The organism is Streptomyces sp. NPDC017676 (genome assembly GCF_044329325.1).
GTDB lineage: Bacteria > Actinomycetota > Actinomycetes > Streptomycetales > Streptomycetaceae > Streptomyces.
In genome coordinates this window covers 23,107-47,260 of sequence record NZ_JBIRJA010000028.1, presented here as the reverse complement: position 1 = coordinate 47,260, position 24,154 = coordinate 23,107, and the positions used below count along the sequence as shown (strand labels likewise).

Annotated in this window: 21 protein-coding genes; 14 read left to right on the top strand and 7 right to left on the bottom strand. The window is 72.9% G+C overall.

Features of this window, described 5'->3' with window-relative positions; genetic code table 11:
• Positions 1-710 precede the first annotated feature (710 nt).
• Positions 711-1,208 carry a DUF2690 domain-containing protein gene (locus ACH4LD_RS39565; RefSeq protein WP_398059156.1) on the top strand — a complete coding sequence of 166 codons (498 nt, stop codon included), beginning with the start codon at positions 711-713 and terminating at the stop codon, positions 1,206-1,208.
• Between the two features lie 369 nt (positions 1,209-1,577).
• The gene (locus ACH4LD_RS39560) at positions 1,578-2,567 is read left to right on the top strand and encodes a malate dehydrogenase (RefSeq protein ID WP_398059155.1); all 990 of its coding nucleotides are present in this window, start codon (positions 1,578-1,580) and stop codon (positions 2,565-2,567) included.
• A 222-nt stretch (positions 2,568-2,789) separates the two neighbouring features.
• Here the strand turns inward: ACH4LD_RS39560 and ACH4LD_RS39555 are convergent, their stop codons facing one another.
• The gene (locus ACH4LD_RS39555) at positions 2,790-4,205 is read right to left on the bottom strand and encodes an MFS transporter (RefSeq protein WP_398059154.1); all 1,416 of its coding nucleotides are present in this window, start codon (positions 4,203-4,205) and stop codon (positions 2,790-2,792) included.
• 100 nt (positions 4,206-4,305) lie between these two features.
• Here ACH4LD_RS39555 and ACH4LD_RS39550 point away from each other — a divergent pair, with 100 nt between their 5' ends.
• Positions 4,306-5,223 carry a LysR family transcriptional regulator gene (locus tag ACH4LD_RS39550; RefSeq protein WP_398059153.1) on the top strand — a complete coding sequence of 306 codons (918 nt, stop codon included), beginning with the start codon at positions 4,306-4,308 and terminating at the stop codon, positions 5,221-5,223.
• Here the strand turns inward: ACH4LD_RS39550 and ACH4LD_RS39545 are convergent.
• The gene (locus tag ACH4LD_RS39545) at positions 5,209-6,054 is read right to left on the bottom strand and encodes a hypothetical protein (RefSeq protein WP_398059152.1); all 846 of its coding nucleotides are present in this window, start codon (positions 6,052-6,054) and stop codon (positions 5,209-5,211) included. The genes ACH4LD_RS39550 and ACH4LD_RS39545 overlap by 15 nt on opposite strands.
• 190 nt (positions 6,055-6,244) lie before the next feature.
• Between ACH4LD_RS39545 and ACH4LD_RS39540 the strand changes: the two genes are divergently transcribed.
• The 5 genes from ACH4LD_RS39540 to ACH4LD_RS39520 are packed head-to-tail and all read left to right on the top strand — an operon-like array spanning position 6,245 to position 13,437.
• Positions 6,245-7,765: an aldehyde dehydrogenase family protein gene (locus tag ACH4LD_RS39540; RefSeq protein WP_398059151.1), complete on the top strand. Its 1,521-nt coding sequence runs from the start codon at positions 6,245-6,247 to the stop codon at positions 7,763-7,765.
• A 45-nt stretch (positions 7,766-7,810) separates the two neighbouring features.
• Entirely contained in the window at positions 7,811-9,340 is a 1,530-nt protein-coding gene (locus ACH4LD_RS39535; RefSeq protein WP_398059150.1) for a GMC family oxidoreductase, read from the top strand.
• Positions 9,337-10,548 (top strand): glycine betaine/L-proline ABC transporter ATP-binding protein, encoded by a 1,212-nt coding sequence (locus ACH4LD_RS39530; RefSeq protein WP_398059149.1) that lies wholly within the window; start codon positions 9,337-9,339, stop codon positions 10,546-10,548. The genes ACH4LD_RS39535 and ACH4LD_RS39530 overlap by 4 nt, the downstream gene beginning before the upstream one ends.
• On the top strand, positions 10,548-12,482 hold the full coding sequence (locus tag ACH4LD_RS39525; RefSeq protein WP_398059148.1) for an ABC transporter permease: 1,935 nt from the start codon (positions 10,548-10,550) through the stop codon (positions 12,480-12,482). The genes ACH4LD_RS39530 and ACH4LD_RS39525 overlap by 1 nt, the downstream gene beginning before the upstream one ends.
• A 1-nt stretch (position 12,483) precedes the next feature.
• Entirely contained in the window at positions 12,484-13,437 is a 954-nt protein-coding gene (locus ACH4LD_RS39520) for an ABC transporter substrate-binding protein (protein WP_398059146.1), read from the top strand.
• Positions 13,438-13,443: 6 nt separating this feature from the next.
• Here the strand turns inward: ACH4LD_RS39520 and ACH4LD_RS39515 are convergent, their stop codons facing one another.
• On the bottom strand, positions 13,444-14,184 hold the full coding sequence (locus tag ACH4LD_RS39515) for an isocitrate lyase/phosphoenolpyruvate mutase family protein (RefSeq protein ID WP_398059145.1): 741 nt from the start codon (positions 14,182-14,184) through the stop codon (positions 13,444-13,446).
• Complete coding sequence (locus ACH4LD_RS39510) at positions 14,181-14,681, bottom strand: carboxymuconolactone decarboxylase family protein (RefSeq protein ID WP_398059144.1); 501 nt, start codon at positions 14,679-14,681, stop codon at positions 14,181-14,183. The genes ACH4LD_RS39515 and ACH4LD_RS39510 overlap by 4 nt, the downstream gene beginning before the upstream one ends.
• A 46-nt stretch (positions 14,682-14,727) precedes the next feature.
• Between ACH4LD_RS39510 and ACH4LD_RS39505 the strand changes: the two genes are divergently transcribed.
• Positions 14,728-16,164 carry a PLP-dependent aminotransferase family protein gene (locus ACH4LD_RS39505; RefSeq protein ID WP_398059143.1) on the top strand — a complete coding sequence of 479 codons (1,437 nt, stop codon included), beginning with the start codon at positions 14,728-14,730 and terminating at the stop codon, positions 16,162-16,164.
• 103 nt (positions 16,165-16,267) lie between these two features.
• Here ACH4LD_RS39505 and ACH4LD_RS39500 read toward each other — a convergent pair whose 3' ends face one another.
• Positions 16,268-17,089, bottom strand: a complete 822-nt coding sequence (locus tag ACH4LD_RS39500; protein WP_398059172.1) for a hypothetical protein — start codon at positions 17,087-17,089, stop codon at positions 16,268-16,270.
• Between the two features lie 124 nt (positions 17,090-17,213).
• Here ACH4LD_RS39500 and ACH4LD_RS39495 point away from each other — a divergent pair, with 124 nt between their 5' ends.
• Positions 17,214-17,621: a hypothetical protein gene (locus ACH4LD_RS39495; RefSeq protein WP_398059142.1), complete on the top strand. Its 408-nt coding sequence runs from the start codon at positions 17,214-17,216 to the stop codon at positions 17,619-17,621.
• Positions 17,622-17,634: 13 nt separating this feature from the next.
• The gene (locus tag ACH4LD_RS39490; protein ID WP_398059141.1) at positions 17,635-18,819 is read left to right on the top strand and encodes a glutathionylspermidine synthase family protein; all 1,185 of its coding nucleotides are present in this window, start codon (positions 17,635-17,637) and stop codon (positions 18,817-18,819) included.
• Here the strand turns inward: ACH4LD_RS39490 and ACH4LD_RS39485 are convergent.
• Entirely contained in the window at positions 18,816-19,418 is a 603-nt protein-coding gene (locus tag ACH4LD_RS39485) for a TetR/AcrR family transcriptional regulator (RefSeq protein WP_398059140.1), read from the bottom strand. The two genes, ACH4LD_RS39490 and ACH4LD_RS39485, sit on opposite strands and share 4 nt — an antisense overlap.
• Positions 19,419-19,526: 108 nt before the next feature.
• Here ACH4LD_RS39485 and ACH4LD_RS39480 point away from each other — a divergent pair, with 108 nt between their 5' ends.
• Entirely contained in the window at positions 19,527-19,988 is a 462-nt protein-coding gene (locus ACH4LD_RS39480; RefSeq protein WP_189817759.1) for a nuclear transport factor 2 family protein, read from the top strand.
• Positions 19,989-20,005: 17 nt separating this feature from the next.
• Here the strand turns inward: ACH4LD_RS39480 and rocD are convergent, their stop codons facing one another.
• Positions 20,006-21,214 carry an ornithine--oxo-acid transaminase gene (gene rocD / locus ACH4LD_RS39475; protein WP_398059139.1) on the bottom strand — a complete coding sequence of 403 codons (1,209 nt, stop codon included), beginning with the start codon at positions 21,212-21,214 and terminating at the stop codon, positions 20,006-20,008.
• A gap of 226 nt (positions 21,215-21,440) precedes the next feature.
• Here rocD and ACH4LD_RS39470 point away from each other — a divergent pair, with 226 nt between their 5' ends.
• On the top strand, positions 21,441-22,895 hold the full coding sequence (locus ACH4LD_RS39470; RefSeq protein ID WP_398059138.1) for a glycine hydroxymethyltransferase: 1,455 nt from the start codon (positions 21,441-21,443) through the stop codon (positions 22,893-22,895).
• A 101-nt stretch (positions 22,896-22,996) separates the two neighbouring features.
• A complete protein-coding gene (gene trpS, locus ACH4LD_RS39465; RefSeq protein WP_398059137.1) occupies positions 22,997-24,007 on the top strand; it encodes a tryptophan--tRNA ligase in 1,011 nt (336 codons plus the stop codon).
• Positions 24,008-24,154 lie beyond the last annotated feature (147 nt).

The window sequence follows — 24,154 nt, the reverse complement described above, 5'->3', positions numbered from 1 at the left end:
GTGACGTCCGTGCCGTGTCCGGCGGTGACGCTCGTGCTGCGTCCGGCGGTGACGTCCGTGCCGTGTCCGGCGGTGACGCTCGTGCTGCGTCCGGCGGTGACGTCCGTGCCGTGTCCGGCGGTGACGCTCGTGCTGCGTCCGGCGATGACGTCCGTGCCGCGTCCGGCGATGACGACCCGCCTGTCAAGAACTCCTGGGGAGTGGCCGGTTACCGGGGTCCGTCGAAGGCCGGCGTCCGCCCAGGCAACACCCGGCCCGGCCCGGCACGGACTCCGTCCTCCTCGCCCCTGAGCCCGGACACGCCCGCCCGGACGCCGAGCCTCCCGGCCGGCGCCCCGGGCGCGTCCGCTCGGTTCCCGGACGCCGCCGGCGGAGGCCCGAGCACCTCCGTCTGGCCCCCGGGCCTCACTGTCGGAACCCCGACTGTCGCCCCCCGCACCCCGGGCCGTGGCACCGGAACCCCGGCCACCCCTGCCCAGACCCCGGGCGCCCACGGCGGAGCCCTCGGCGCCACGACCCGCACTCCGGGTGTCCCCGGCGGAGCCACCGGCGCGACGGCTCGCACCCCGGGCGTCCCCGGCGGAGCCACAGGCGCCACGGCCCGTATCCCGGGTGTCCCCGGCGGAGCCACAGGCGCCGCGGCCCGCACCCCGGGCGCGCCCGGCGGAGCCGCCGGCAGGCGGCCCGTGGGTCCGCTCGGTCGGTGGTCCGTGCACCGGCAGCAGGTGGTGATGTTCTTCGCGGGGCTGGTCGGCGCCGGGCTGCTCATCGCCGGGGTCATCTTCCTCACCCATCGGGGTGGGGACGGGAACCCGGACGCCGGTGCCCGCACGTCACCCTCCCCGTCCGCCCCCGCACGGACCAGCCCGCCCCCCGGCGTGAAGTGCGCCGGTGCCGACTGCACCGGCAAGGACGCGGAGGCCATGGGGTGCAGCGGTGACCTGGTGAGCACCGCGAAGACCGCCACCGTCGGCACCACCACCCTGGAGGTCCGCTACAGCAAGGCGTGCGGCACGGCCTGGGGCCGGATCACCAGCGGCGCGCCGGGCGACACCGTACGGGTGACCGTGGGCAAGGTCCGGCAGACGGGCGACATCACCGCCGTGGGGGACACCATCGGCTACACCCCGATGGTCGCCGTGCACGACCCGGCACAGGCCACGGCCTGCGCCACGCTCGCCTCGGGCGAGACCGGCTGCACCAACTAGCCGCGGCGGTCGCGCGCCGCCGGGCGGAAGAAGCGGAGGGGGAATTTCCGGAGACGGCGCATACGGCGCCGGATCCTGGGCACGCGAACGGTGTCCCCCCACGGGAGTCCGGTACGCCGGCACCCCCACCGGCGGCCGTCTCCGTCCCTCCTCTCCCGGACGGACGGCCGCCTTTTCGTACCCCTCCGGCACCACCCCCGGCAGGTGATACATCCCCCTGATCCCCTTGTGGGGTGAGCCACACGGCCCCGGACGTCTCACCTGCCGGATGCGCGATAGCCTGACCGCTGGATCTCTCTTGACGCCAAGAGATCGATCATCCGCCCGGGGCAGGGACGCCCCACCGCCAGCTGTCATACGGAGAACGCCATGACCCGCACTCCCGTGAACGTCACCGTCACCGGCGCGGCCGGCCAGATCGGTTACGCCCTGCTCTTCCGCATCGCCTCGGGCCAGCTGCTCGGCGCGGACGTGCCGGTCCGCTTGCGCCTCCTGGAGATCACCCCGGCCCTCAAGGCCGCCGAGGGCACGGCCATGGAGCTGGACGACTGCGCCTTCCCGCTGCTGCAGGGCATCGACATCACCGACGACCCGAACGTCGCCTTCGACGGCGCCAACGTGGCCCTGCTGGTGGGCGCCCGTCCGCGCACCAAGGGCATGGAGCGCGGTGACCTGCTGGAGGCCAACGGCGGCATCTTCAAGCCGCAGGGCAAGGCCATCAACGACCACGCGGCGGACGACATCCGGGTCCTCGTCGTCGGCAACCCGGCCAACACCAACGCGCTCATCGCGCAGGCCGCCGCCCCGGACGTCCCGGCCGAGCGCTTCACCGCGATGACCCGCCTGGACCACAACCGCGCCCTGACCCAGCTGGCGAAGAAGACGGGCAGCAGCGTCTCCGACATCAAGCGGCTCACCATCTGGGGCAACCACTCCGCCACCCAGTACCCGGACATCTTCCACGCCACGGTCGCCGGCAAGAACGCCGCCGAGGTCGTGAACGACGAGAAGTGGCTGGCCGAGGACTTCATCCCGACCGTCGCCAAGCGCGGTGCGGCGATCATCGAGGCCCGTGGCGCGTCCTCCGCCGCCTCCGCCGCCAACGCCGCGATCGACCACGTCCACACCTGGGTCAACGGCACCGCCGAGGGCGACTGGACCTCCATGGGCATCCCGTCGGACGGTTCCTACGGCGTCCCGGAGGGTCTGATCTCCTCCTTCCCGGTCACCTGCAAGGACGGCAAGTACGAGATCGTCCAGGGCCTGGACATCAACGAGTTCTCCCGCGCCCGCATCGACGCCTCCGTCAGGGAGCTGGAGGAGGAGCGCGAGGCGGTCCGCGGCCTCGGCCTCATCTGACCTGACGTGGTGTGACCCGGTGCCGGTGCGCTATAGTTGATCACGCACCGGCCGCCGGAAAACCCGGCACCAGGTGATGCGTTGGTGGTCCAAGGAAAGACGCCCCGCTTCCTGCGGGGAGATGCAGGTGCAAGGCCTGCCCGGCGCTCCACACACGAGGTCCCCTTCCGCGATGGCGGAAGGGGACCTCGCTGCGTTTGCCGAGGCATGCCCCCGCTGTGTTCAGGCCACCGGCTCCTTAGCCGCCCGCGTGCCGGTGCCGGTGCCCGTGCCCGTGGCCGTCCGGGAGGGGCGGCCGGCGGGGCGGTAGCCCAGGACGACCAGGGCCGTGGCCGGCAGGACCACCGCTCCGACGGTCCGCAGCGCCGGGCCCATCCCGCTCGCGAAGTCGGTGTGGCCCGCCAGGGCCGTGCCGGCGACGGCGACGCCGAGGGCCGCGCCGATCTCGCGGGCCGAGGTGCCGAGGCCGGAGCCGAGGCCCGCCTGGTGCGGGGGCAGGGACAGGACGACGCCCAGGGTGAGGGCCGGCATGGCGAGCCCCGTGCCCGCCGAGATGACCAGCAGCCAGCAGGCGTAGAGCGCGTAGGGCGTGTGCGCGTCCGCCGTGGACGCGGCGAGCAGACCCAGACCGATCAGGGCGAGTCCGGTGCCGACGACCGGGCGTGGACGCGCCGACCAGCGGGCGGCGAACTTCGGGACCAGGGCCATGCCGACGATGAGCGGCACGATCGCGATCCCGGTCACGGCGGGCTCGAATCCCTTGACCTCCTGCAGATACTGCGAGTTGACGAAGAACAGCGCGAACAGGCCGAAGAATCCGGTCGCCAGGCCCAGCGTGGTCGCGCGCAGCCCGCCGGAGCGGAAGACGCGCGGGTCGAACAGCGGGGCGCGGGAGCGCAGGGCGTGGACCGTGAAGGCGGCCACCAGCAGGGCGCCCAGGCCGAACGCGGTCAGGATGCGCGGCGAGGCCCAGCCGTTGCCGGGGCCCTCGATGATGCCGAACAGCACGGCGACCAGGCCCGCGGTGAGCAGCAGGGTGCCGACCGGGTCCGGGCTGCCCTGAGCGGAGCGGGCCGTGCGCGGGGTGGTGACCGCGACCGCGGTGGCGAGGACGGCCGCCAACGGCACCATCGCGGCGAACAGCGCCCGCCAGGACAGGTACTGCCCGACCAGGCCGCCGCCCAGATTGCCCGCCATGCCGCCCAGCCCGATGGCCAGCGTCCAGGACGCCATCGCCTGGGCGCGCCGCTCGGGCCCGGCCAGATGCACCAGGACCGACATCGTCGCCGGGGTGATCAGCGCGGCCCCGGCACCCGAGATGCCCCGGCCGGTGATCAGCAGAGCCGGACCGGGGGCGAGCGCGCTGGTCGCGGCACCCGCGGCGAACAGGGCGAGGCCGGCGAGCAGGGCGCCCTTGCGGCCGTGCCGGTCGCCGAGCGCGCCGGCCGGGATCAGCAGGCCCGCGAAGACGATGACGTAGGCGTCGACCGTCCACAGGATCTCGGTGTGCGTGGGGTGCAGGTCGGACGAACCCAGTTGCGGGATCAGCAGGTTGATGGCGGCGACCATGCTCTGCGCGACGAGCACACAGGCGCACAGGGTCAGCAGGGTCGAGCGTTTCAGGGCGTGCGCGGGCACGGCTCCTCCCGGGAGCTGGTGGGTGGTGTGGGATGCGCTCTCACCGTAGGCTCGCGCCGTACCTGCTTTCCAGTGCAACCTTCGCAAGGAATACCTGCACATGACGCAATCCACAGGTCTGGACCTGAACCTCCTGGTCGCGCTGGACGTGCTGCTGGAGGAGGAGAGCGTGCAGGGCGCCGCCCGCCGGCTGCACCTGTCCGAGCCGGCGATGAGCCGCACCCTGGGCCGCATCCGCAAGGCGCTCGGTGATCCGGTGCTGGTCCGCGCGGGCCGCCGGATGGTGCCGACCCCGCACGCGCTCGCCGTGCGCGCCGAGGTCAGCGCGGTCGTGGAGCGGGCCCGCGCCCTGTTCACGCCGGGCCGGGACACCGACCTGCGCGAGGTCACCCGCACCTTCACGATCCTCGGCCATGACGCCGTCGCCGCCATGTACGGCGCGGCCCTCTTCGCCCGCGCCGCACGCGAGGCCCCCGGCATCCGCCTGCGCTTCCTGAGCGAGAGCCACGTCGACGCCCCGTTCCTGCGGCAGGGCACCGCCGACCTGGAGGTCGGGGTGATCGACTCCGTCGCGCCCGAGGTGCATGTGGAGAAGATCCACCAGGACCGCATGCTGGGCGTCGTACGGGCCGGACACCCGTTGCTGGAAGGTGAGTTGACCCCCGAGCGGTTCGCCGCCGCGGCGGGGCACCTCATCGTCTCCCGGCGCGGCAGACAGCGCGGCCCGATCGACGACGCTCTCGCCTCACTCGGCCTGGAACGCCGGGTGGTGGGCAGCGTCGGCACCTACCCGGCCTCGTTGTTCGTGCTGCGCGAGACCGACCTGATCGGGCTGTTCAGCCAGTGGGGCCGTCCGTTGGCCGACGCCCTCGGTCTGGTCACCTTCGAGATCCCGCTCCCGCTGCCCGCCGTCGACATCGGCTTCGCCTGGCACCCGCGGCACGACGCCGACCCGGCCCACGCCTGGTTGCGCGGCTGCGTACGGGAACTGATGCTCCAGGGATCAGGTCTGCTCTAGTTCGCGCTGGAACTCGGAGATGTCCACGGACCGCGCCGGGGCCGGGGTGGCCGACGGGACCGGCTCGTCGTAGCCCGTGAAGGTCAGGTCCTGGTCGGTGCCGGGGCCCTGCTGGGTGGCCCGGACCAGGCGGTGCGGGCCGGCCGAGGTGACGTAGAGGGTGATCTTCTTCCCGCTGTGCCCGGTGCCGGTCAGCGGGATCACCTTCGTGCCGTCGACCTTCGTCTCCGCGCCCTTGGTCAGCGCGGTGCGGGGGGAGGACCCGGCGGCGGCCTCCTTCTGGAAGACGCTCAGGTCACAGGTGCCGGACATGGCCCTGAGCACGGTGTCCTTCGTGGAGCCGTGCAGATAGCGGTTCTTCAGGCGGGCGGCCACGGCATCGCCCCGGCGATCCGGCAGTTGCGCCTTCCAGAAGGCGGTGTCCGGCTTCATCCACACCTGGTCACCCCGCTTGACCAGCGCGACGCTGCCGCCGTCCGCGCCCATGACCAGCTTGCCCACGCAGTTGCCGGAGCGGTCGAGCGTCAGCTCCAGCGAGGCCGGGGCGGTCCGGTCGGCGCTCGCGCGGTGATCCGTGAACTTCAGGTGCACCGAGCGCGCCTTGAGCAGATTCCTCCGCGCCTCCTCCGCGAGGGCGCGGGCGCTCGGGCCGTCGGCGGCGGGGATTTCCGGGGTGCCGTCGGAGCGGACCAGGGCCGGGAGAGCGGGTGCGGTGGCGGCCGGAGCCGGTGCCGTGGGGGGCGCGGCGGGGGCCGTACCGGGCAGGGCGAGCGGGACCAGCAGGGCCGCGGTGATGCTTGCCCCCGCACAGAGTCGCGATCCACGAGCCATCGCGCCACCTCCCGACACCTCTCCTCACCCTACTTTTGTCCCTTTTCGACCGCATTTTCAGTGACGCGGCGCACTTTCGGCCACCGATTGCGCATGCGACGCGAAGGCCCCGGGCAGGCGGCGACGGTCCCCAGCCGAGGCAGCCCTGTCACGCAGGGGAACGGATCGAAAACGGAAGGCGACACCGATCATGGCGGACAGAACGGAACGACACGCCCGGGCGACCATCCACGCGGGCGGCGAGTGGCTGGCGGCGATCTCCGGCGCGACCCGGGAGATCCTCGACCCCGCGGACGCCCGGCCGTTCGCCGTGGTCGCCGAGGGCGACGAGAAGGACGCCGAACGCGCGGTGGCCGCCGCCCGGCACGCGTTCGACCACGGCCCCTGGCCGCACACCCCGGTCGCCGAGCGCGCCGCCCTGCTGCGCCGCGTCGCCGACCTGCTGGTGCGCGACCGGGAGGAACTCGGCCTGCTGGAGAGCAGGGACGCGGGCAAGACCGTCGAGGAGGGCCGCGTCGACATCACGTGCGTCGCCGACGCCTTCCGCTACTTCGCCGACCTGGTCGCCGCCGAGGCCCCGGGCCGGGTCGTCGACGCGGGCTCGCCCGACATCCACAGCGTGGTCGTCCACGAACCGGTCGGCGTCTGCGCGCTGATCACCCCCTGGAACTACCCGCTGCTCCAGGCGAGCTGGAAGATCGCCCCGGCGCTCGCCGCCGGCAACACCTTCGTGATCAAGCCCAGCGAGATCACCCCGATGACCACCATCGCCCTGATCGACCTGCTGGCCGAGGCCGGCCTGCCCGCGGGCGTGGCCAACCTCGTCACCGGCCCCGGCCACACGGTCGGCGCCCGGCTCGCCGAGCACCCCGACGTCGACCTGGTCTCCTTCACCGGCGGCCTGGCCAGCGGCACCAAGGTCGCCCAGGCCGCCGCGCCCACCGTCAAGAAGGTGGCCCTCGAACTCGGCGGCAAGAACCCCAACGTGGTCTTCGCCGACGCCTGCGCCACCGAGGAGGGCTTCGACACCGCCGTCGACCAGGCCCTCAACGCGGCCTTCATCCACAGCGGCCAGGTCTGCTCGGCCGGTGCCCGCCTCATCGTCGAGGAGTCGGTCCGCGAGCGCTTCGTCGCCGAACTCGCCCGCCGGGCCCAGCGGATCAGGCTCGGCCGCGGCACGGCCGACGGCGTCGAGTGCGGCCCGCTCGTCTCCGAGCAGCAGCGCGCCAAGGTCGAGGCGTACGTCGCCTCCGCGCTCGAAGAGGGTGCCGTACTGCGCTGCGGCGGCAAGCGGCCGGAGCCGTCACCGCAGCGCCCCGAGTCCGGCTGGTTCTACGAGCCGACCGTCCTCGACGCCTGTCACCGCGAGATGAGGGTCGTCCGCGAGGAGGTCTTCGGCCCGGTCCTCACCGTCGAGACCTTCCGCACCGAGGAGGAGGCCGTCTTCCTCGCCAACGACACCGAGTACGGCCTGGCGGGCGCCGTCTGGACCTCCGACGCCGGCCGGGCCCGCAGGGTCGCCGCCCGGCTGCGCCACGGCACCGTCTGGATCAACGACTTCCACCCCTACCTGCCGCAGGCGGAGTGGGGCGGCTTCGGCAGGAGCGGCACCGGCCGCGAGCTGGGGCCCGCCGGCCTCGCCGAGTACCGCGAGACCAAGCACGTCTACCAGAACCTCGCGCCGAAGCCGGTGCGCTGGTTCGCCGGCTGAGCCCCGCCCCGCAGGCAGTCCGTCCCCACCTGGAGCAGCACCCCCATGTCCCACACTCCCCACGTCTACGACTACGTCGTCATCGGCGGCGGCACGGCGGGCTCCGTCATCGCCTCCCGCCTCACCGAGAACCCCGACGTCACCGTCGCCGTCATCGAGGGCGGCCCGAGCGACGTCGGCCGCGACGACGTCCTCACCCTGCGCCGCTGGATGGGCCTGCTCGGCGGCGAACTCGACTACGACTACCCGACGGTGGAACAGCCCCGCGGCAACTCCCACATCCGGCACAGCCGCGCCCGCGTCCTCGGCGGCTGCTCCTCGCACAACACCCTCATCTCGTTCAAGCCCCTGCCCTCCGACTGGGACGAGTGGGAAGAGGCCGGCGCCAAGGGCTGGGGCGCCGTCCCCATGGAGGCCTACTTCGCCCGCCTCAAGAACAACATCGTCTCCGTCGACGAGAAGGACCGGAACGCCATCGCCCGCGACTTCGTCGACGCGGCCCGGTCGGCGCTCGGGGTACCCCGGGTCGAGGGCTTCAACCGCAAGCCGTTCACCGAGGGCGTCGGTTTCTTCGACCTCGCCTACCACCCCGAGAACAACAAGCGCTCCTCGGCGTCGGTGGCGTACCTGCACCCGGTGATGGACGAACGCCCCAACCTCCGTCTCTTCCTGGAGACCTGGGCGTACAAGCTGGAGCTGAACGGCCCCCGGGCCGAGGGCGTCCACGTGCGCACCAAGGACGGCGAGGAACTGCTGATCCGCGCCCGGGGCGAGGTCGTGCTGTGCGCGGGCGCCGTCGACTCCCCGCGCCTGCTGCTCCACTCGGGCATCGGCCCCGCCAAGGACCTCGAAGCGCTCGGCATTCCCGTCGCGCACGACCTGCCGGGCGTCGGCGAGAACCTGCTCGACCACCCCGAGTCGGTCATCGTCTGGGAGACCCACGGCCCGATCCCGGAGAACTCCGCGATGGACTCCGACGCGGGCCTGTTCGTCCGCCGCGACCCCGCACACGCGGGCCCGGACCTGATGTTCCACTTCTACCAGATCCCGTTCACGGACAACCCGGAGCGCCTGGGCTACGAACGCCCGCGGTACGGCGTCTCGATGACCCCGAACATCCCCAAGCCGAAGAGCCGCGGCCGCCTCTACCTGACCAGCGCCGACCCCGCCGTCAAGCCGGCGCTCGACTTCCGCTACTTCACCGACGAGGACGACTACGACGCGCGAACCCTCGTCGACGGCATCCGCATCGCCCGGGAGATCGCGAAGACCGAACCGCTGGCCGGCTGGCTCAAGCGCGAGGTCTGCCCCGGCCCCGAGATCCTCGGCGACGCCGAGCTGAGCGAGTACGCCCGCAAGGTCGCGCACACCGTCTACCACCCGGCCGGCACCTGCAAGATGGGCGCCGCCGACGACGAACTCGCCGTATTGGATCCGGAGTTGAGGATCCGGGGCCTCGACGGCATTCGCATCGCCGACGCGTCCGTCTTCCCGACCATGACCGCCGTGAACCCGATGATCGGGGTGCTCATGGTCGGGGAGAAGGCCGTCGACCTGATCGGAGGTGTCCGATGAGTCTCACCGTCCCCACCCGCAAGCCGCCCACCACGACCGAGCCCGTCTTCTCGGTGTCCGGATTGTGGAAGGTGTTCGGCCCCAAGCCCGAGCGCGTCCCGGCGGACCCGGAACTCGGCATGCTGAGCCCCGCCGAACTCCGCTCCCGCACCGGCTGCACGGCCGCCGTCCGAGACGTCTCCTTCGACGTCCGCAAGGGCGAGGTCTTCGTGGTCATGGGCCTGTCCGGCTCCGGCAAGTCCACCCTCGTCCGCTGCCTGACCCGCCTGATCGAGCCGACGGCGGGCACGATCGCCATCGACGGCGAGGACGTCCGCGCGATGGACAAGGCCCGCCTGCGCGAGTTGCGCCGGCACCGGGCCGCGATGGTCTTCCAGCACTTCGGCCTCCTCCCGCACCGCACGGTCCTCGACAACGTCGCCTACGGCCTGGAGATCCAGGGCGTCGGCAAGTCCGAACGCCGCGAACGCGCCGCCGAGTTCATCGCCAAGGTCGGTCTCGAAGGCATGGAGAAGCGCCGCCCCGGCCAGCTCTCCGGGGGCCAGCGCCAGCGGGTGGGCCTCGCCCGGGCGCTGGCGGTGGACCCCGAGGTGCTGCTCTTCGACGAGCCGTTCAGCGCGCTGGACCCCCTCATCCGCCGCGACATGCAGGACGAGGTGGCCCGCCTGCACCGCGAGGAGGGCCGCACGATGGTCTTCATCACCCACGACCTCACCGAGGCCCTCAGGCTCGGCGACCGCATCGCCCTGATGCGCGACGGCCAGGTGGTCCAGCTCGGCACCCCCGAGGAGATCGTCGGCAGCCCGGCCGACGACTACGTCCGCGAGTTCGTCCGGGACGTACCGCGCGAGCAGGTGATGACGGCGCGTACGGCGATGCGCCCGGCCTCCGCCGCGGAGACGGCCGGCGGCCCCGCGGTACGCCCCGAGGCCACGGTGGCCGAGGCCATCGAGGCGGTGGCCCGCGCGGGCACCCCGGCCCGCGTCATGGACAAGGGCCGCTGCCTCGGCGTGATCGACCAGGAGCGACTGCTCGGCGTGGTGGCGGGTGTGGACACGACGACACCCACGCCGGCGAGGGACGACGAGGCCGCCGTAGCCGCGGGCACTCGTGCCGCCGGGGCGGCGCCCGTCCCGAAGAAGGCGGCACCCGGCCCGCGCGGGCAAGCGACCCCACCCGGCCCCCGCACCACCCCGGAGGCCGTCTGATGGCAACGCTCAGCATCCCGACCTCCGGCACGGCCGCACCCCGCGTCCTCAAGAGCCGGGCCGCGGGCAAGCTCCTCCTGCTCGCCCTCCTCACCGCGGTCCTCCTGCCGCTCCTCGACCGCTGGGGCAACGGCTCCTGGCCGCACGCGCTGACGGTCCACCTCGACAAACCCCTCACCACCGCCAGCGACTGGGTCATCGACAACCGGGACAGCCACCCCCTGTTCCTGTACTTCTTCGGCTACGTCAGCAACGCCGTCATCTGGGCCGTCCGCGCCGTCTACCTCACCCTCCTCGCCGCCGGCTGGGCAGGCGTGACGGCCTTCGCCGCCCTGCTCGCCTGGCGCGTGGCCGGTGTCCGCCTGGCCGCCGGGACGGCCGTCGCCTTCCTCGCCTGCGGCGCCCTCGGCATGTGGGTGCCGACCATGCAGACCCTCGCGCTGATGGTCGTGGCGGTGCTCGCCTCCGTCGTCGTCGGCGCGTTCCTCGGCCTCGGCGCCGGCCTCTCCGACCGCCTGGACCGCGCCCTGCGCCCGGTCCTGGACACCATGCAGGTGCTCCCGGCCTTCGCCTACCTCCTCCCCGTCGTCCTGGTCTTCGGCATCGGCGTCCCCGCGGCCGTGCTCGCCACCGTCGTCTACGCCGCCCCGCCGATGGCCCGCCTCACCGCGCTCGGCCTGCGCGGCGCCGACCCCGAAGTCCTGGAGGCCGTGGAGTCGCTCGGCGCGACCCGTCGCCAGCGGCTGCTGACCGCCCGCGTCCCGCTGGCCCGCAAGGAACTCCTCCTCGGCCTCAACCAGACGATCATGATGGCGCTGTCCATGGCCGTGATCGCCGCCGTCATCGGCGCGGGCGGCCTCGGTGACCGCGTCTACCAGGCCCTCGCCTCCGTCGACGTCGGCGCGGCCCTCGCGGCCGGCATCCCGATCGTGCTGCTCGCGGTGGTCCTGGACCGCGTGACCGCCGCCGCCGGCGACGGCACGACCCGCCCCCGCACGATCGGCGGGCCGTACGCCCTCGCCGTCACCGTGGCCGTCGCCCTCGTCACCCGCCTCCTGGGCGCGCCGGACTGGCCGTCCGGCTGGACCCTGGGCATCGCCGAGCCGGTCGACCGGGCCGTCGACTGGATGACCGCCCACCTGTACTCCGGCGTCCCGGTCGTCGGCGGCACCGCCGACTGGGCGGGCCACTTCACCACGTGGGTCCTGGACCCGGTCCGCGACGGCCTCCAATGGCTGCCCTGGTGGTCGGTGCTGCTCGTCGTCGCCGCCCTGGCCTGGCTGATCGGCACCTGGCGCACCGCGCTGACCGCCGTCCTCGCCATGGCCGCGATCGGTGTCCTCGGCGTGTGGGAGCCGTCGCTCGACACCCTCTCCCAGGTGCTGGCCGCCGTCGCCGTCACCCTCGTCCTGGGCTTCGCGACCGGCATCGCCGCCGCCCGCAGCGACCGCTTCGAACGCGCCCTGCGCCCGGTCCTGGACGTGTTCCAGACCATGCCGCAGTTCGTGTACCTGATCCCGGTCGTCGCGCTGTTCGGCGTCGGCCGCGCGCCCGCCGTCGCCGCGGCCGTCGTCTACGCCCTGCCGGCCGTCGTCCGGATCACCGCGCAGGGCCTGCGCCAGGTCGACCAGGCCGCGCTGGAGTCCGCGCGCTCGCTGGGCGCGACCGGCCGCCAGCAACTGTGGCAGGTCCAGCTCCCGCTGGCCCGTCGCGCGCTGCTGCTCGCCGTCAACCAGGGCGTGGTCCTGGTCCTCGCCGTCGTCATCATCGGCGGCCTGGTCGGCGGCGGCGCCCTCGGCTACGACGTCGCGTTCGGCCTCGCCCAGGGCGACCTGGCGACCGGCCTGGTCGCCGGCGCCGCCATCGTCTGCCTGGGCCTGATGCTGGACCGGGTGACCCAGCCGACCGAGCGGCGCGCGAAGAAGGGAGCCTGACATGCGACGTCGCACGACCGCCCTGGTGGGCTCGCTGGTGCTGCTGACCGCGACCGGCTGCGGCGCCGCCGACATGACCAGGCAGGCCTCGCCCTTCGCGAACGCCGGGGGCGCGAAGTCGGTCACCCTGTCCGTGCAGTCCTGGGTGGGCGCGCAGTCCAACGTGGCCGTCGCCCAGTACATCCTGGAGCACAAGCTCGGCTACCGCGTGGACACCGTCCAGGTCGACGAGGTGCCCGCGTGGGACGCGCTCAGCCAGGGCCGGGTCGACGCCCTCCTGGAGGACTGGGGCCACCCGGACCAGGAGAAGCGGTACGTCCAGGACAAGAAGACGATCGCGCGCGGCGGCGACCTCGGGGTGACCGGGCACATCGGCTGGTTCGTGCCGACGTACCTCGCCAAGGAGCACCCCGACATCACCGACTGGCGGAACCTGAACAAGTACGCCTCGCTCTTCCGCACCCCGGAGAGCGGCGGCAAGGGCCAGCTCATGGACGGCTCCCCGTCCTACGTCACCAACGACAAGGCGCTGGTGAAGAACCTGAAGCTGGACTACCAGGTGGTCTTCGCCGGTTCCGAGGCGGCCCAGATCACCCAGATGAAGCAGTTCGCCAAGGAGAAGAAGCCCTTCCTGACCTACTGGTACTCGCCCCAGTGGCTGTTCGAGAAGGTGCCGATGACGGAGGTGAAGCTGCCGCCGTACAAGGAGGGCTGTGACGCGGACGCGGCCAAGGTGGCCTGCTCCTACCCGCACACCCCGCTCCAGAAGTACCTCAACGCCGGCTTCGCGAAGTCCGGCGGGAAGGCCGCGGCCTTCCTGAAGAAGTTCCGGTGGACCACGGAGGACCAGAACGAGGTCTCGCTGATGATCGCCGAACAGAAGCTGGACCCGCAGGAGGCGGCGAAGAGGTGGGTGGACAGCCACCCCGCCGTGTGGAAGAAGTGGCTGTCCTGACCGGCGTCAGGCCGGCAGACCGCCGGCGGTCTCCCGCAGCGCGGCCCCGGCCCGCCGCTGGAGGGCCGGCCCGAAGGTGACCCGGGTGGCCCCGAGTCCGCCGAGAACGGCGGGCGCGGGGCCGTCCCCGTCCAGCCCGGCCAGCACGTTCAGCGGGCCCTGGATCCCGGCCCGCAGCAGGGGCAGCACGTCCACGGGGGCGAGGATCGGATACACGCAGTCCGCGCCTGCCGCCACGTACAGGGCGGCCCGCTCGACGGCCTGTCCGGGATCGCCGTCGCCGCGGACGAAGGTGTCCACGCGGGCGTTGACGAACAGCCGGCCGGCGGCCGCTTCCCGGACCTCGGCGAGGAACCGGGCGTGTTCGTGCGGGTCCTTGAGCCCGCCCTGGTCGGAGTCCTCCAGGTTGCAGCCGACCGCCCCCGCCTCCAGCAGCCGCTCGACCAGTTCCTCCGCGCCGAGCCCGTACCCTCCCTCGACGTCCGCCGACACCGGCACCTCCACGGCCCGCGTGATCCGCGTGACCGCCGCGAACATCTCGTCGGCCGGCGTGGTCCCGTCCGCGTACCCGAGGGAGGCGGCGATCCCGGCGCTCGGTGTGGCCAGCGCCGGGAACCCGGCGGCCTCCAGCACCCGCGCGCTCGCCGCGTCCCACGGCCCGGGCAGCACCAGCGGGTCCCCCGGGGCGCGCCCCTGGTGGAGCGCGCGGAACCGCTCGGCCTTGTCCGGCGCCGGGCTACGGCTCACCCGTGCTGACCGGGCTGGTAGTGGCCCGGCGTCATCCGGAAGGTCACGCCGAACCGGTTCCAGGCGTTGATCACCGTGATCGCGGCGACGAGCTGGGTCAGCTCGGCCTCCTCGAAGTGCTTCGCGGCCCGCTCGTACACCTCCTCCGGCACGAAGCCGTCCGTCAGGACGGTGACCGCCTCGGTCAGCTCGATCGCGGCCAGCTCCTTCTCGGTGTAGAAGTGCCGGGACTCCTGCCAGGCGCTGAGCTGCACGACCCGCTCGACGCTCTCACCGGCGGCGAGGGCGTCCTTGGTGTGCATGTCGAGGCAGAACGCGCAGTGGTTGAGCTGCGAGGCGCGGATCTTCACCAGCTCGTACAGCTTGGGGTCCAGGCCCCGCTTGGCGACGCTGTCCAGACGGACCATGGCCTTGTAGACGTCCGGGGCGTGCTCGGTCCAGGGCAGGCGCGGGGCTTCTTCGGCGGCGTATTCGACGGTTTCCTGTGCAGTGGTCATGCCTCGACCCTAGGAGCCGGGCAGCCCAGGAGTATGGTCCATTTCCATGGCGAAATCGTGGGCCACTCTGGGCGTCGACCTGCACCTCGAACCGAGCGGGTCGGGCGGCCTGCGCCGGGGCCTGACCGACGCCCTGCGGGACGCGGTCCGCTCCGGCCGGCTCGCCCCCGGCACCCGGCTGCCGTCCTCCCGCTCCCTCGCCGCCGACCTCGGCATCGCCCGCAACACCGTCGCCGAGGCCTACGCCGACCTGGTCGCCGAGGGCTGGCTCACGGCCCGCCAGGGCTCCGGCACCCGCGTGGCACCCGGTACGCCCGGCACCGGCGCGCCCTCCCGCACCCGCACCCGATCCGCCCTCGGCACACCCCCCGGCACCACCCCGGCGACCTCGCACCGCGCCCCCGCCCGCCCGCTCCACGACCTCGTCCCCGGCACCCCCGACCTCGCCGCCTTCCCGCGCACCGAGTGGCTGAAGGCCACCCGCCGGGCCCTGGCCACGGCCCCCTTCCACGCCCTCGGCTACGGCGACCCGCGCGGGCGCCCCGAACTGCGCGCCGCCCTCGCCGGCTACCTCGCCCGGGCCCGCGGCGTGCGCACCGACCCCGACGCGATCCTGATCACCGCGGGCTTCTCGCACGCCCTGACCGTCCTCGGCAAGGTGCTGCGGGCCCGCGGGGTGCGGACGGTGGCCGTGGAGTCGTACGGCCTCGACGTCCACTGGGCCCTGCTGCACAGCGCGGGCATGGCCACGCCCGCGCTGCCGTACGACGCCCAGGGCACCGACCCCGTCGTGCCGGAGACCGCCGGCGCGGTGCTGCTGACCCCGGCGCACCAGTTCCCCATGGGCACCGCCCTGCATCCCGACCGGCGGGCCGCCGTCGTCGCCTGGGCCCGGCGCACCGGCGGGCTGGTCCTGGAGGACGACTACGACGGCGAGTTCCGCTACGACCGCCAGCCCGTCGGCGCGTTGCAGGGCCTCGCCCCCGACCGGGTCGTCTACCTCGGCACGGCCAGCAAGTCGCTCGCGCCCGGTCTGCGGCTGGGCTGGATGGTGCTCCCGCCGGCCCTGGCGGCGGAGGCGGCCTCGGCCAAGGGCCAGGCCGACACCGTCGGCGTGCTGGAACAGCTCACCCTCGCGGAGTTCCTCACCTCCGGCGCGTACGACCGCCACGTCCGCTCCTCCCGGCTGCGCTACCGGCGCCGCCGCGACGCCCTCGCCACCGCCGTCACCGAGCGGGCACCGGAGGTGAAGGTCACGGGGATCGCGGCCGGCCTGCACGCGGTCCTGCGGCTGCCGCCCGGCACGGAGTCGTCGGTGGTCCAGGCGGCGGCATGGCAGGGCCTGGCCCTGCACGGCCTCTCCTACCACCGCCACCCCCAGGCCGTCACCGAGCCCCTGGACGCCCTGGTCGTCGGCTACGGCACACCACCGGACAGCGCGTGGGCGGGTGCGCTGGAGGCGTTGTGCCGGGTGCTGCCGTGAGGGGGCCGGGCGAAACAGGGGCGCGGGGAACTGCGCGCTCAGCCACGTGCGCGCCGCACCCGCCGGACGGACCGGACCCCCGCCCCCGTGAGGCGCACCGCACCTAGTCCGTCGGCGCCTCCCCGAACCGCGCCAGCGCCAGCGCCCCCGCCACGGCCACCGCGAACCCCAGCGCCGCGAGCCACCCCAGCCCCTCCCGGGTACGGTCCCCGAGCCAGACCACCCCCACCGCGGCCGGTCCGATCGTCTCACCGAGCACCATCCCGGCCGTCGCGGTCGTCACCGAGCCCCGCTGGAGGGCCGAGGTGAGCAGCAGGAACGCGGCGCCGCCACCGAGCAGCAGCGCATAGGCGGCGGGGTTGCCCAGCAGGCCCCCCACCCGCAGCGAGTCGATCAGCCGTACCGCGACCTCCACCACCCCGAACCCGAACCCGGCGCCGAGCCCCAGCAGCAGCGCCCGGGTCCGGCCGGACAGGCGCCCGCCGACCCCGCCGAGGAGCAGCACGCCCACCGCCGCCGCGACCATCGCGTACCGCAGCCAGTCCGGCCCGTCCCGGTCGCCCTCGGTGCCCGAGGCCAGCCCCAGCATGGCGAGCCCCGCGCACACCACCCCGACGGCGGCCCACTCCACCCCGCTCAGCCGGACCCGCAGCAGTCGCGCCGCCACCACCGCCGTCACCGCGAGGCTGGCCGCCAGCGCCGCGCCCACCGCGTAGATCGGCACCGAGCGCAGGGCCGCGATCTGGAGCAGGAAGCCCAGCCCGTCCAGCGCGAGACCGGCGAGGTACCGCCACTGCCGCAGCGCCCGCAGCAGCAGCGCCGCGTCCCCGCCGCCACCCCCCTCGGCGCCCGCCGCCCGCGCGGCCACCGCCTGCAACACCGTCGCCGTACCGAAGCAGACCGCCGCACCAAGGGCGCACACCATTCCAAACAGCACGAAGTGACTCTAGGGGAGCGGCAGATGAAGGACCCGCCGGGGGGAATACTCACACCGATCTCTAGGCTGGCCGCCGAACACGGCACACGAATCCGACGGGGGAGACACCACCATGGACCGCACACGCCGACCACTCCGCTCCGGCACGGTCGTCCTGGGGGGCGTGGGCCTGCTGGCCACCGCGCTCACCGCCTGCTCGTCCGAGCCGGACAAGCGCTGCGTGGACCGGGACAGCTACAACCTCGCCAAGGGGTACAAGGTCGTCTCGGACAAGAACTGCAAGACCACCGGCGCGTCCGGGAAGACGTCGGGCAGGAAGACGACCGTCAGGAAGAAGACCGACGCCGCCTGGTACTACGAGGGCGACGAGAAGAACGGCTGGGTCGACGGCGGCTCCTTCACCAAGCCCGGCAAGGGCTCGGGCAGCGGCTCGTCCGACGATGACGACGACCACCACAGCGGAAGCGGCGGAGTCCACCGCGGCGGCTTCGGCGGCGGCAAGGGCAGCTCCGGCGGCTGACCGGAACACGCACATGGAACGCCGTACCACCACCCCCCGCCCCGGCTGGCAGCAGACCGTGGAGGCGCAGGGCCTGGTCTACCCGCTCACCCGCCACCCCGACGGCTCGCTGCGCCCCTACTGGGACGAGAGCGCCTACTACGTCTTCACCCTGGACGAGGTGGAGACGCTGGAGGAGACCGTCGGGGAACTCCACCGCATGTGCCTGGCCGCCGCCGGGCACATCGTGTCCGAGAACCGCCTCGCGGACCTCGGCATCACGGACCCGCGGGTGGCCGCCGCGGTCACCGAGGCCTGGCACCGCCGAGCCGAACTCCCGTCCGTCTACGGCCGTTTCGACCTGCGCTACGACGGCACGGGACCGGCGAAGCTGCTGGAGTACAACGCCGACACCCCGACCTCGCTGGTGGAGGCCGCCTCCCCGCAGTGGTTCTGGATGGAGGACCGTTTCCCCGGCGCGGACCAGTGGAACTCCCTGCACGAACGCCTGGTCGAAGCCTGGCGCGCCCAGTCCGCGCTGCTGCCTCCGGGCAGCCCGCTGCACTTCGCGCACTCCTCGGCCGACGAACTCGGCGAGGACCTGATGACGGTCGCCTACCTGAAGGAGACCGCCGAGCAGGCCGGCCTCACCACCGACTGGCTGGCCATGGAGGAGATCGGCTGGGACAGCCTCTCCGGCCGCTTCGTCGACAACCGACTCCGCTTCATCCGGGGCATCTTCAAGCTCTACCCCTGGGAGTGGCTCACCACCGACGCCTTCGGCGGACACGTCCTGGACACCCTGGACAACGGCGGCGGCACCGGCAGCACCCTGTGGATCGAACCGGCCTGGAAGATGCTCCTGAGCAACAAGGCCCTCCTGGCGATCCTCTGGGAGCTGTACCCCGGCCACCCGAACCTCCTCCCCGCCTACCTGGACGGCCCCCGGGAGCTGGCCGGCACGACCGGTTACGTGGCCAAGCCCCTCCTCGGCCGTGAGGGCGAGGGCGTCACCGTCCACGAGTCCGGCGCCCCGCCCGTCCTCCGCGAAGACACCTGCTGCTACCAGCAGTTGGCGCCCCTGCCGGCCTTCGACGGCAACCACGTGGTCCTGGGCGCCTGGGTGGTCCAGGACGAACCCGCGGGCCTCGGCATCCGCGAGTCCACCGGCCTGATCACCGACGAGTACGCCCGCTTCCTGCCCCACGTGATCCTCTAGCCGCCCCACGTGATCCTCTGGCCGGCGGTCACCGCGGCACCCCCGAGCAGCGTCTCCACCGCCGCCCGGGCGTGCCGCGCCGGGGCCGGGTCGCCGGTGATGCCCGCGGTGACGATGGCTCCCTCGGCCAGCAGGAACACCGGTTCGGCCACCGGTGCGCCGGTGGCGCGGACCCAGGCCGCGAGCTGGTCGTGGAAGGCGCGCTTGTGGGCGCGGACCTCCGCCAGGACCGGCTCGGACGACGAGCCGAGTTCGCCGTGGGCGTTGATCCAGGCGCAGCCGCGGAAGCCGGGTTCCGCGAACCACGCGGCGAGCCAGTCGAAGACGGCGAGCACCCGTGCGCGGGGGTCCCGGACGCCCTCCACGTGGGCGGCCAGACGCGCGCGCCAGCGCCGGTCGCGGCGCCTGAGCATGGCGACGACCAGGTCCTCCTTGGTCGCGAAGAGCCGGTATATCCGCTTCAGGGGGAGGCCGGAGGTCTCGCGGACCCGGTCCATGCCGACCGCCTGGATGCCGTGCGCGTAGAAGAGCGTCTCCGCCGCGTCCAGGAGCGCTTCGCGGTCCAGGTGGTTCTGTTCCTCGGTGACGGCGGCGGGCATCGGGTCTCCTTGACGTCGAGAACGGTCGTTCTCTACCTTAGTCCCATCGGTCGAGAACGATCGTTCTCCACGTCGTTCCGATCTCGATCCCGACCCGAGGAGGTCGCCGTGCCCGAAGACCGCCCGCCGTACCCGCCGTTCACCCTGGAGACCGCCCGCCGGAAGGTGCAGGCGGCCGAGGACGCCTGGAACACCCGCGACCCCCACCGGGTCGCCCTCGCCTACACCCCGGACTCCGTCTGGCGCAACCGGGACCGGTTCGTCACCGGTCGCGAGGAGATCGTCGCCTTCCTGACCGAGAAGTGGGAGCGCGAGCGGGACTACGCCCTGCGGAAGGGCCTGTGGAGCTTCCACGAGAACCGCATCGCCGTCCGCTTCCAGTACGAGTGCCGCGACGCCGACGGCCAGTGGTGGCGCTCCTACGGCAACGAGCTGTGGGAGTTCGACGAGCACGGCCTGATGCTCCGCCGCGAGGCCAGCATCAACGACGTGGCCATCGAGGAGTCCGACCGGCGCATCTTCGGACCCCGGCCGGCCGACGAGCACGGCGCCGACTTCCCCCTCCACTGACCGCGCCCCGTCCCTGGTCAGGCCCCGGCCAGCACCGCCCGGAGCTGCTCCAGCCCCCAGTCCAGGTCCTCCTCGCCGATCACCAGCGGCGGCGCGATCCGGATGGTCGGCCCGTGGGCGTCCTTGACCAGGACCCCACGGGCCAGCAGCCGCTCGGAGACCTCCCGCCCGGTGCCCACCGCCGGCGACACGTCCACCCCGGCCCACAGCCCCCGTCCCCGCACGGCCGTCACCCGGCCCGTGCCGAGCAGCTCGCCCAGCCGTCCGTGCAGCCGCTCGCCCAGCCGCGCCGCCCGCTCCTGGTACTCACCGGTCCGCAGCATCGCGATCACCTCCAGCGCCACCGCGCAGGCCAGCGGATTGCCGCCGAACGTCGACCCGTGCTCGCCCGGCCGGTACACCCCGAGCACCGCCGCGCTCGACACCACGGCCGACACCGGCAGGATGCCGCCGCCCAGCGCCTTGCCCAGCACGTACACGTCCGGCACCACCCCCTCGTGCTCGCACGCGAAGGTCCGCCCGGTGCGCCCCAGGCCCGACTGGATCTCGTCGGCGACGAAGAGGACGTTCCGCTCGCGGGTCAGCTCCCGCACCCCGGCCAGATAACCGGCCGGCGGCACGATCACCCCCGACTCGCCCTGGATCGGCTCCAGCAGCACCGCCACCGTGTTCTCCGTCAGCGCCGAGCGCATCGCGGTCAGGTCCCCGTACGGCACGATCTCGAAGCCCGGGGTGTACGGGCCGAAGTCCGCACGGGCCTCCGGATCGGTGGAGAAGCTGATGAGCGTCGTCGTACGACCGTGGAAGTTGCCGCCCGCCACGACGACCTTCGCCATCTCCCCGGGCACCCCCTTCACCCGGTACCCCCACTTGCGGGCCGTCTTCACCGCGCTCTCCACCGCCTCCGCGCCCGTGTTCACGGGCAGCACCATCTCCATCCCGCACAGCTCGGCGAGCTCGGTGCAGAACGCGGCGAACCGGTCGTGGTGGACGGCGCGGGAGGTCAGTGTCACCCGGTCGAGCTGCCGCCGGGCCGCCTCGGTCAGCCGCCGGTTGCCGTGCCCGAAGTTCAGCGCCGAGTAACCGGCCAGCAGGTCCAGATGGCGCCGCCCCGCCACGTCCGTCAGCCACGCCCCCGAACCCGTGGCGATCACCACCGGCAGCGGGTCGTAGGTGGGCGCGCAGTGCGCCTCGGCGCCGGCGATCAGGTCTTCTTCAGCGGTCACGGCCTCTCCCGGAGACGACGCGGACTCGACGGTGACCTCCTTCTTATCCTCGCTCGCATGGTGGACGCGGGACCTGCCGCGCGCGGCGCGCCCGGTAGGCTGACGAGCGGGCCGTGACTGGCGCGCTGGGATGGGACGGACCATCAGGGAGCGGCCCGAGCGGGAAGAGTGCCGTGCGCCTGGGCCGAACGTGAACGCTGTACGCACACCGTCCGGAGGTCCCCCGATGCCCGAGAATTCCGCCTCCCTCTCCACCGAGTCGACCGCCTTCCGTGCCGCCCTCGACGTGATCCGCGCCGTCGAGCCGCGCGTCGCCGACGCCATCGGCCAGGAGGTCACCGACCAGCGCGAGATGCTCAAGCTGATCGCCTCGGAGAACTACGCCTCCCCGGCGACCCTGCTGGCGATGGGCAACTGGTTCAGCGACAAGTACGCCGAGGGCACCGTCGGCCGCCGGTTCTACGCCGGCTGCCGCAACGTCGACACCGTCGAGTCCCTCGCCGCCGAGCACGCCCGCGAGCTCTTCGGCGCCCGCCACGCCTACGTCCAGCCGCACTCCGGCATCGACGCCAACCTCGTCGCCTTCTGGGCCGTCCTCGCCGACCGCGTCGAGGCGCCCTTCCTGGAGAAGACCGGCGCCCGCCAGGTCAACGACCTGACCGAGGCCGACTGGGCCGAGCTCCGCCAGGCCTTCGGCAACCAGCGCATGCTCGGCATGTCCCTGGACGCCGGCGGCCACCTCACCCACGGCTTCCGCCCGAACATCTCCGGCAAGATGTTCGACCAGCGCTCCTACGGCACCGACCCGGCCACCGGTCTGATCGACTACGAGGCCCTGCGCGCCCAGGCCCGCGAGTTCAAGCCGCTGATCATCGTCGCCGGCTACTCCGCGTACCCCCGGCTGGTGAACTTCCGGATCATGCGGGAGATCGCCGACGAGGTCGGCGCCACCCTCATGGTCGACATGGCGCACTTCGCCGGCCTGGTCGCGGGCAAGGTCCTCACCGGCGACTTCGACCCGGTCCCGCACGCCCAAATCGTCACCACGACCACCCACAAGTCGCTGCGCGGCCCGCGCGGCGGCATGGTGCTGTGCGACGACTCCCTCAAGGACCAGGTGGACCGCGGCTGCCCGATGGTGCTCGGCGGCCCGCTGCCGCACGTCATGGCCGCCAAGGCCGTCGCCCTGGCCGAGGCCCGGCAGCCCGCCTTCCAGGACTACGCCCAGCGCATCGTGGACAACTCCCGGGCCCTGGCCGAGGGCCTGATGCGCCGTGGCGCCACCCTCGTCACCGGCGGCACCGACAACCACCTCTGCCTGATCGACGTCGCCACCTCCTACGGCCTCACCGGCCGCCAGGCCGAGGCCGCCCTGCTCGACTCCGGCATCGTCACCAACCGCAACGCCATCCCGGCCGACCCGAACGGCGCCTGGTACACCTCCGGCATCCGCATCGGCACCCCGGCACTCACCACCCGCGGCCTCGGCACGGCGGAGATGGACGAGGTGGCGGGCCTGATCGACCGCGTCCTCGGCACCACCGAACCGGGCACCACCAAGTCCGGCGCCCCGTCCAAGGCGGCCCACGTCCTGGACGAGAAGGTCGCCCAGGAGATCTCCCAGCGAGCCACGGACCTGGTGGCGGGCTTCCCGCTGTACCCGGAGGTCGACCTGGGCTGAGGCGCCCGCGAAAGGCGCGCGGGGAACTGCGCGAGCAACCACAGGCGGCCCGCAGTTCCCCACGCACCGAACCCCTCAAACTCTCTGCGACAATAAAGAGCATGGCTGACCGACCTCGCGTGCTCTCCGGCATCCAGCCCACGGCTGGCTCGTTCCACCTCGGCAACTACCTCGGCGCCGTCCGCCAGTGGGTGGCCCTCCAGGAGTCCCACGACGCGTTCTACATGGTCGTCGACCTGCACGCGATCACGGTCCCGCAGGACCCGAAGGAGCTGCGCGCCAACACCCGGCTCGCCGCCGCCCAGCTGCTGGCCGCCGGGCTGGACCCGGACCGCTGCACGCTCTTCGTGCAGAGCCACGTCCCCGAGCACGCCCAGCTCGCCTGGATCATGAACTGCCTCACCGGCTTCGGCGAGGCCGGCCGCATGACCCAGTTCAAGGACAAGTCCGCCAAGCAGGGCTCCGACCGCGCCTCCGTCGGCCTCTTCACGTACCCGATCCTCCAGGTCGCGGACATCCTGCTGTACCAGGCGAACGAGGTGCCCGTCGGTGAGGACCAGCGCCAGCACATCGAGCTGACCCGCGACCTCGCCGAGCGCTTCAACGGCCGCTTCGGCGACACCTTCACGATCCCGAAGCCGTACATCCTCAAGGAGACGGCGAAGATCTACGACCTCCAGGACCCGACGATCAAGATGAGCAAGTCGGCGTCCACGCCGAAGGGCCTCATCAACCTCCTGGACGAGCCGAAGACCACGGCCAAGAAGGTCAAGAGCGCCGTCACCGACACGGACACGGTGATCCGCTACGACGTCGAGAGCAAGCCGGGCGTCTCCAACCTCCTCACCATCTACTCCACGCTCACCGGCAGGACCGTCGCGGAGCTGGAGCAGGAGTACGAGGGCAAGATGTACGGCGCGCTCAAGACGGACCTCGCCGAGGTCATGGTCGAGTTCGTCACGCCGTTCCGCGAGCGCACCCAGCAGTACCTGGACGACTCCGAGTCGCTCGACGCGGTCCTCGCCAAGGGCGCCGAGAAGGCGCGTGCCGTCGCCGCCGAGACCCTCGCGCAGGCGTACGACCGCGTGGGCTTCCTCCCGGCCAAGCACTGAGGCGTACGACCGCACGGGTCCGCGCGGGCAGAGCGCTGCACATCACTTCCGCCGCGCCTGCCCGAAGGACATCCGTGGCCGTACAGTCGATAGCCGACGGCCGGGACGAGACGGCCGACAAGACGACAGACGCGACGACAGGAGACG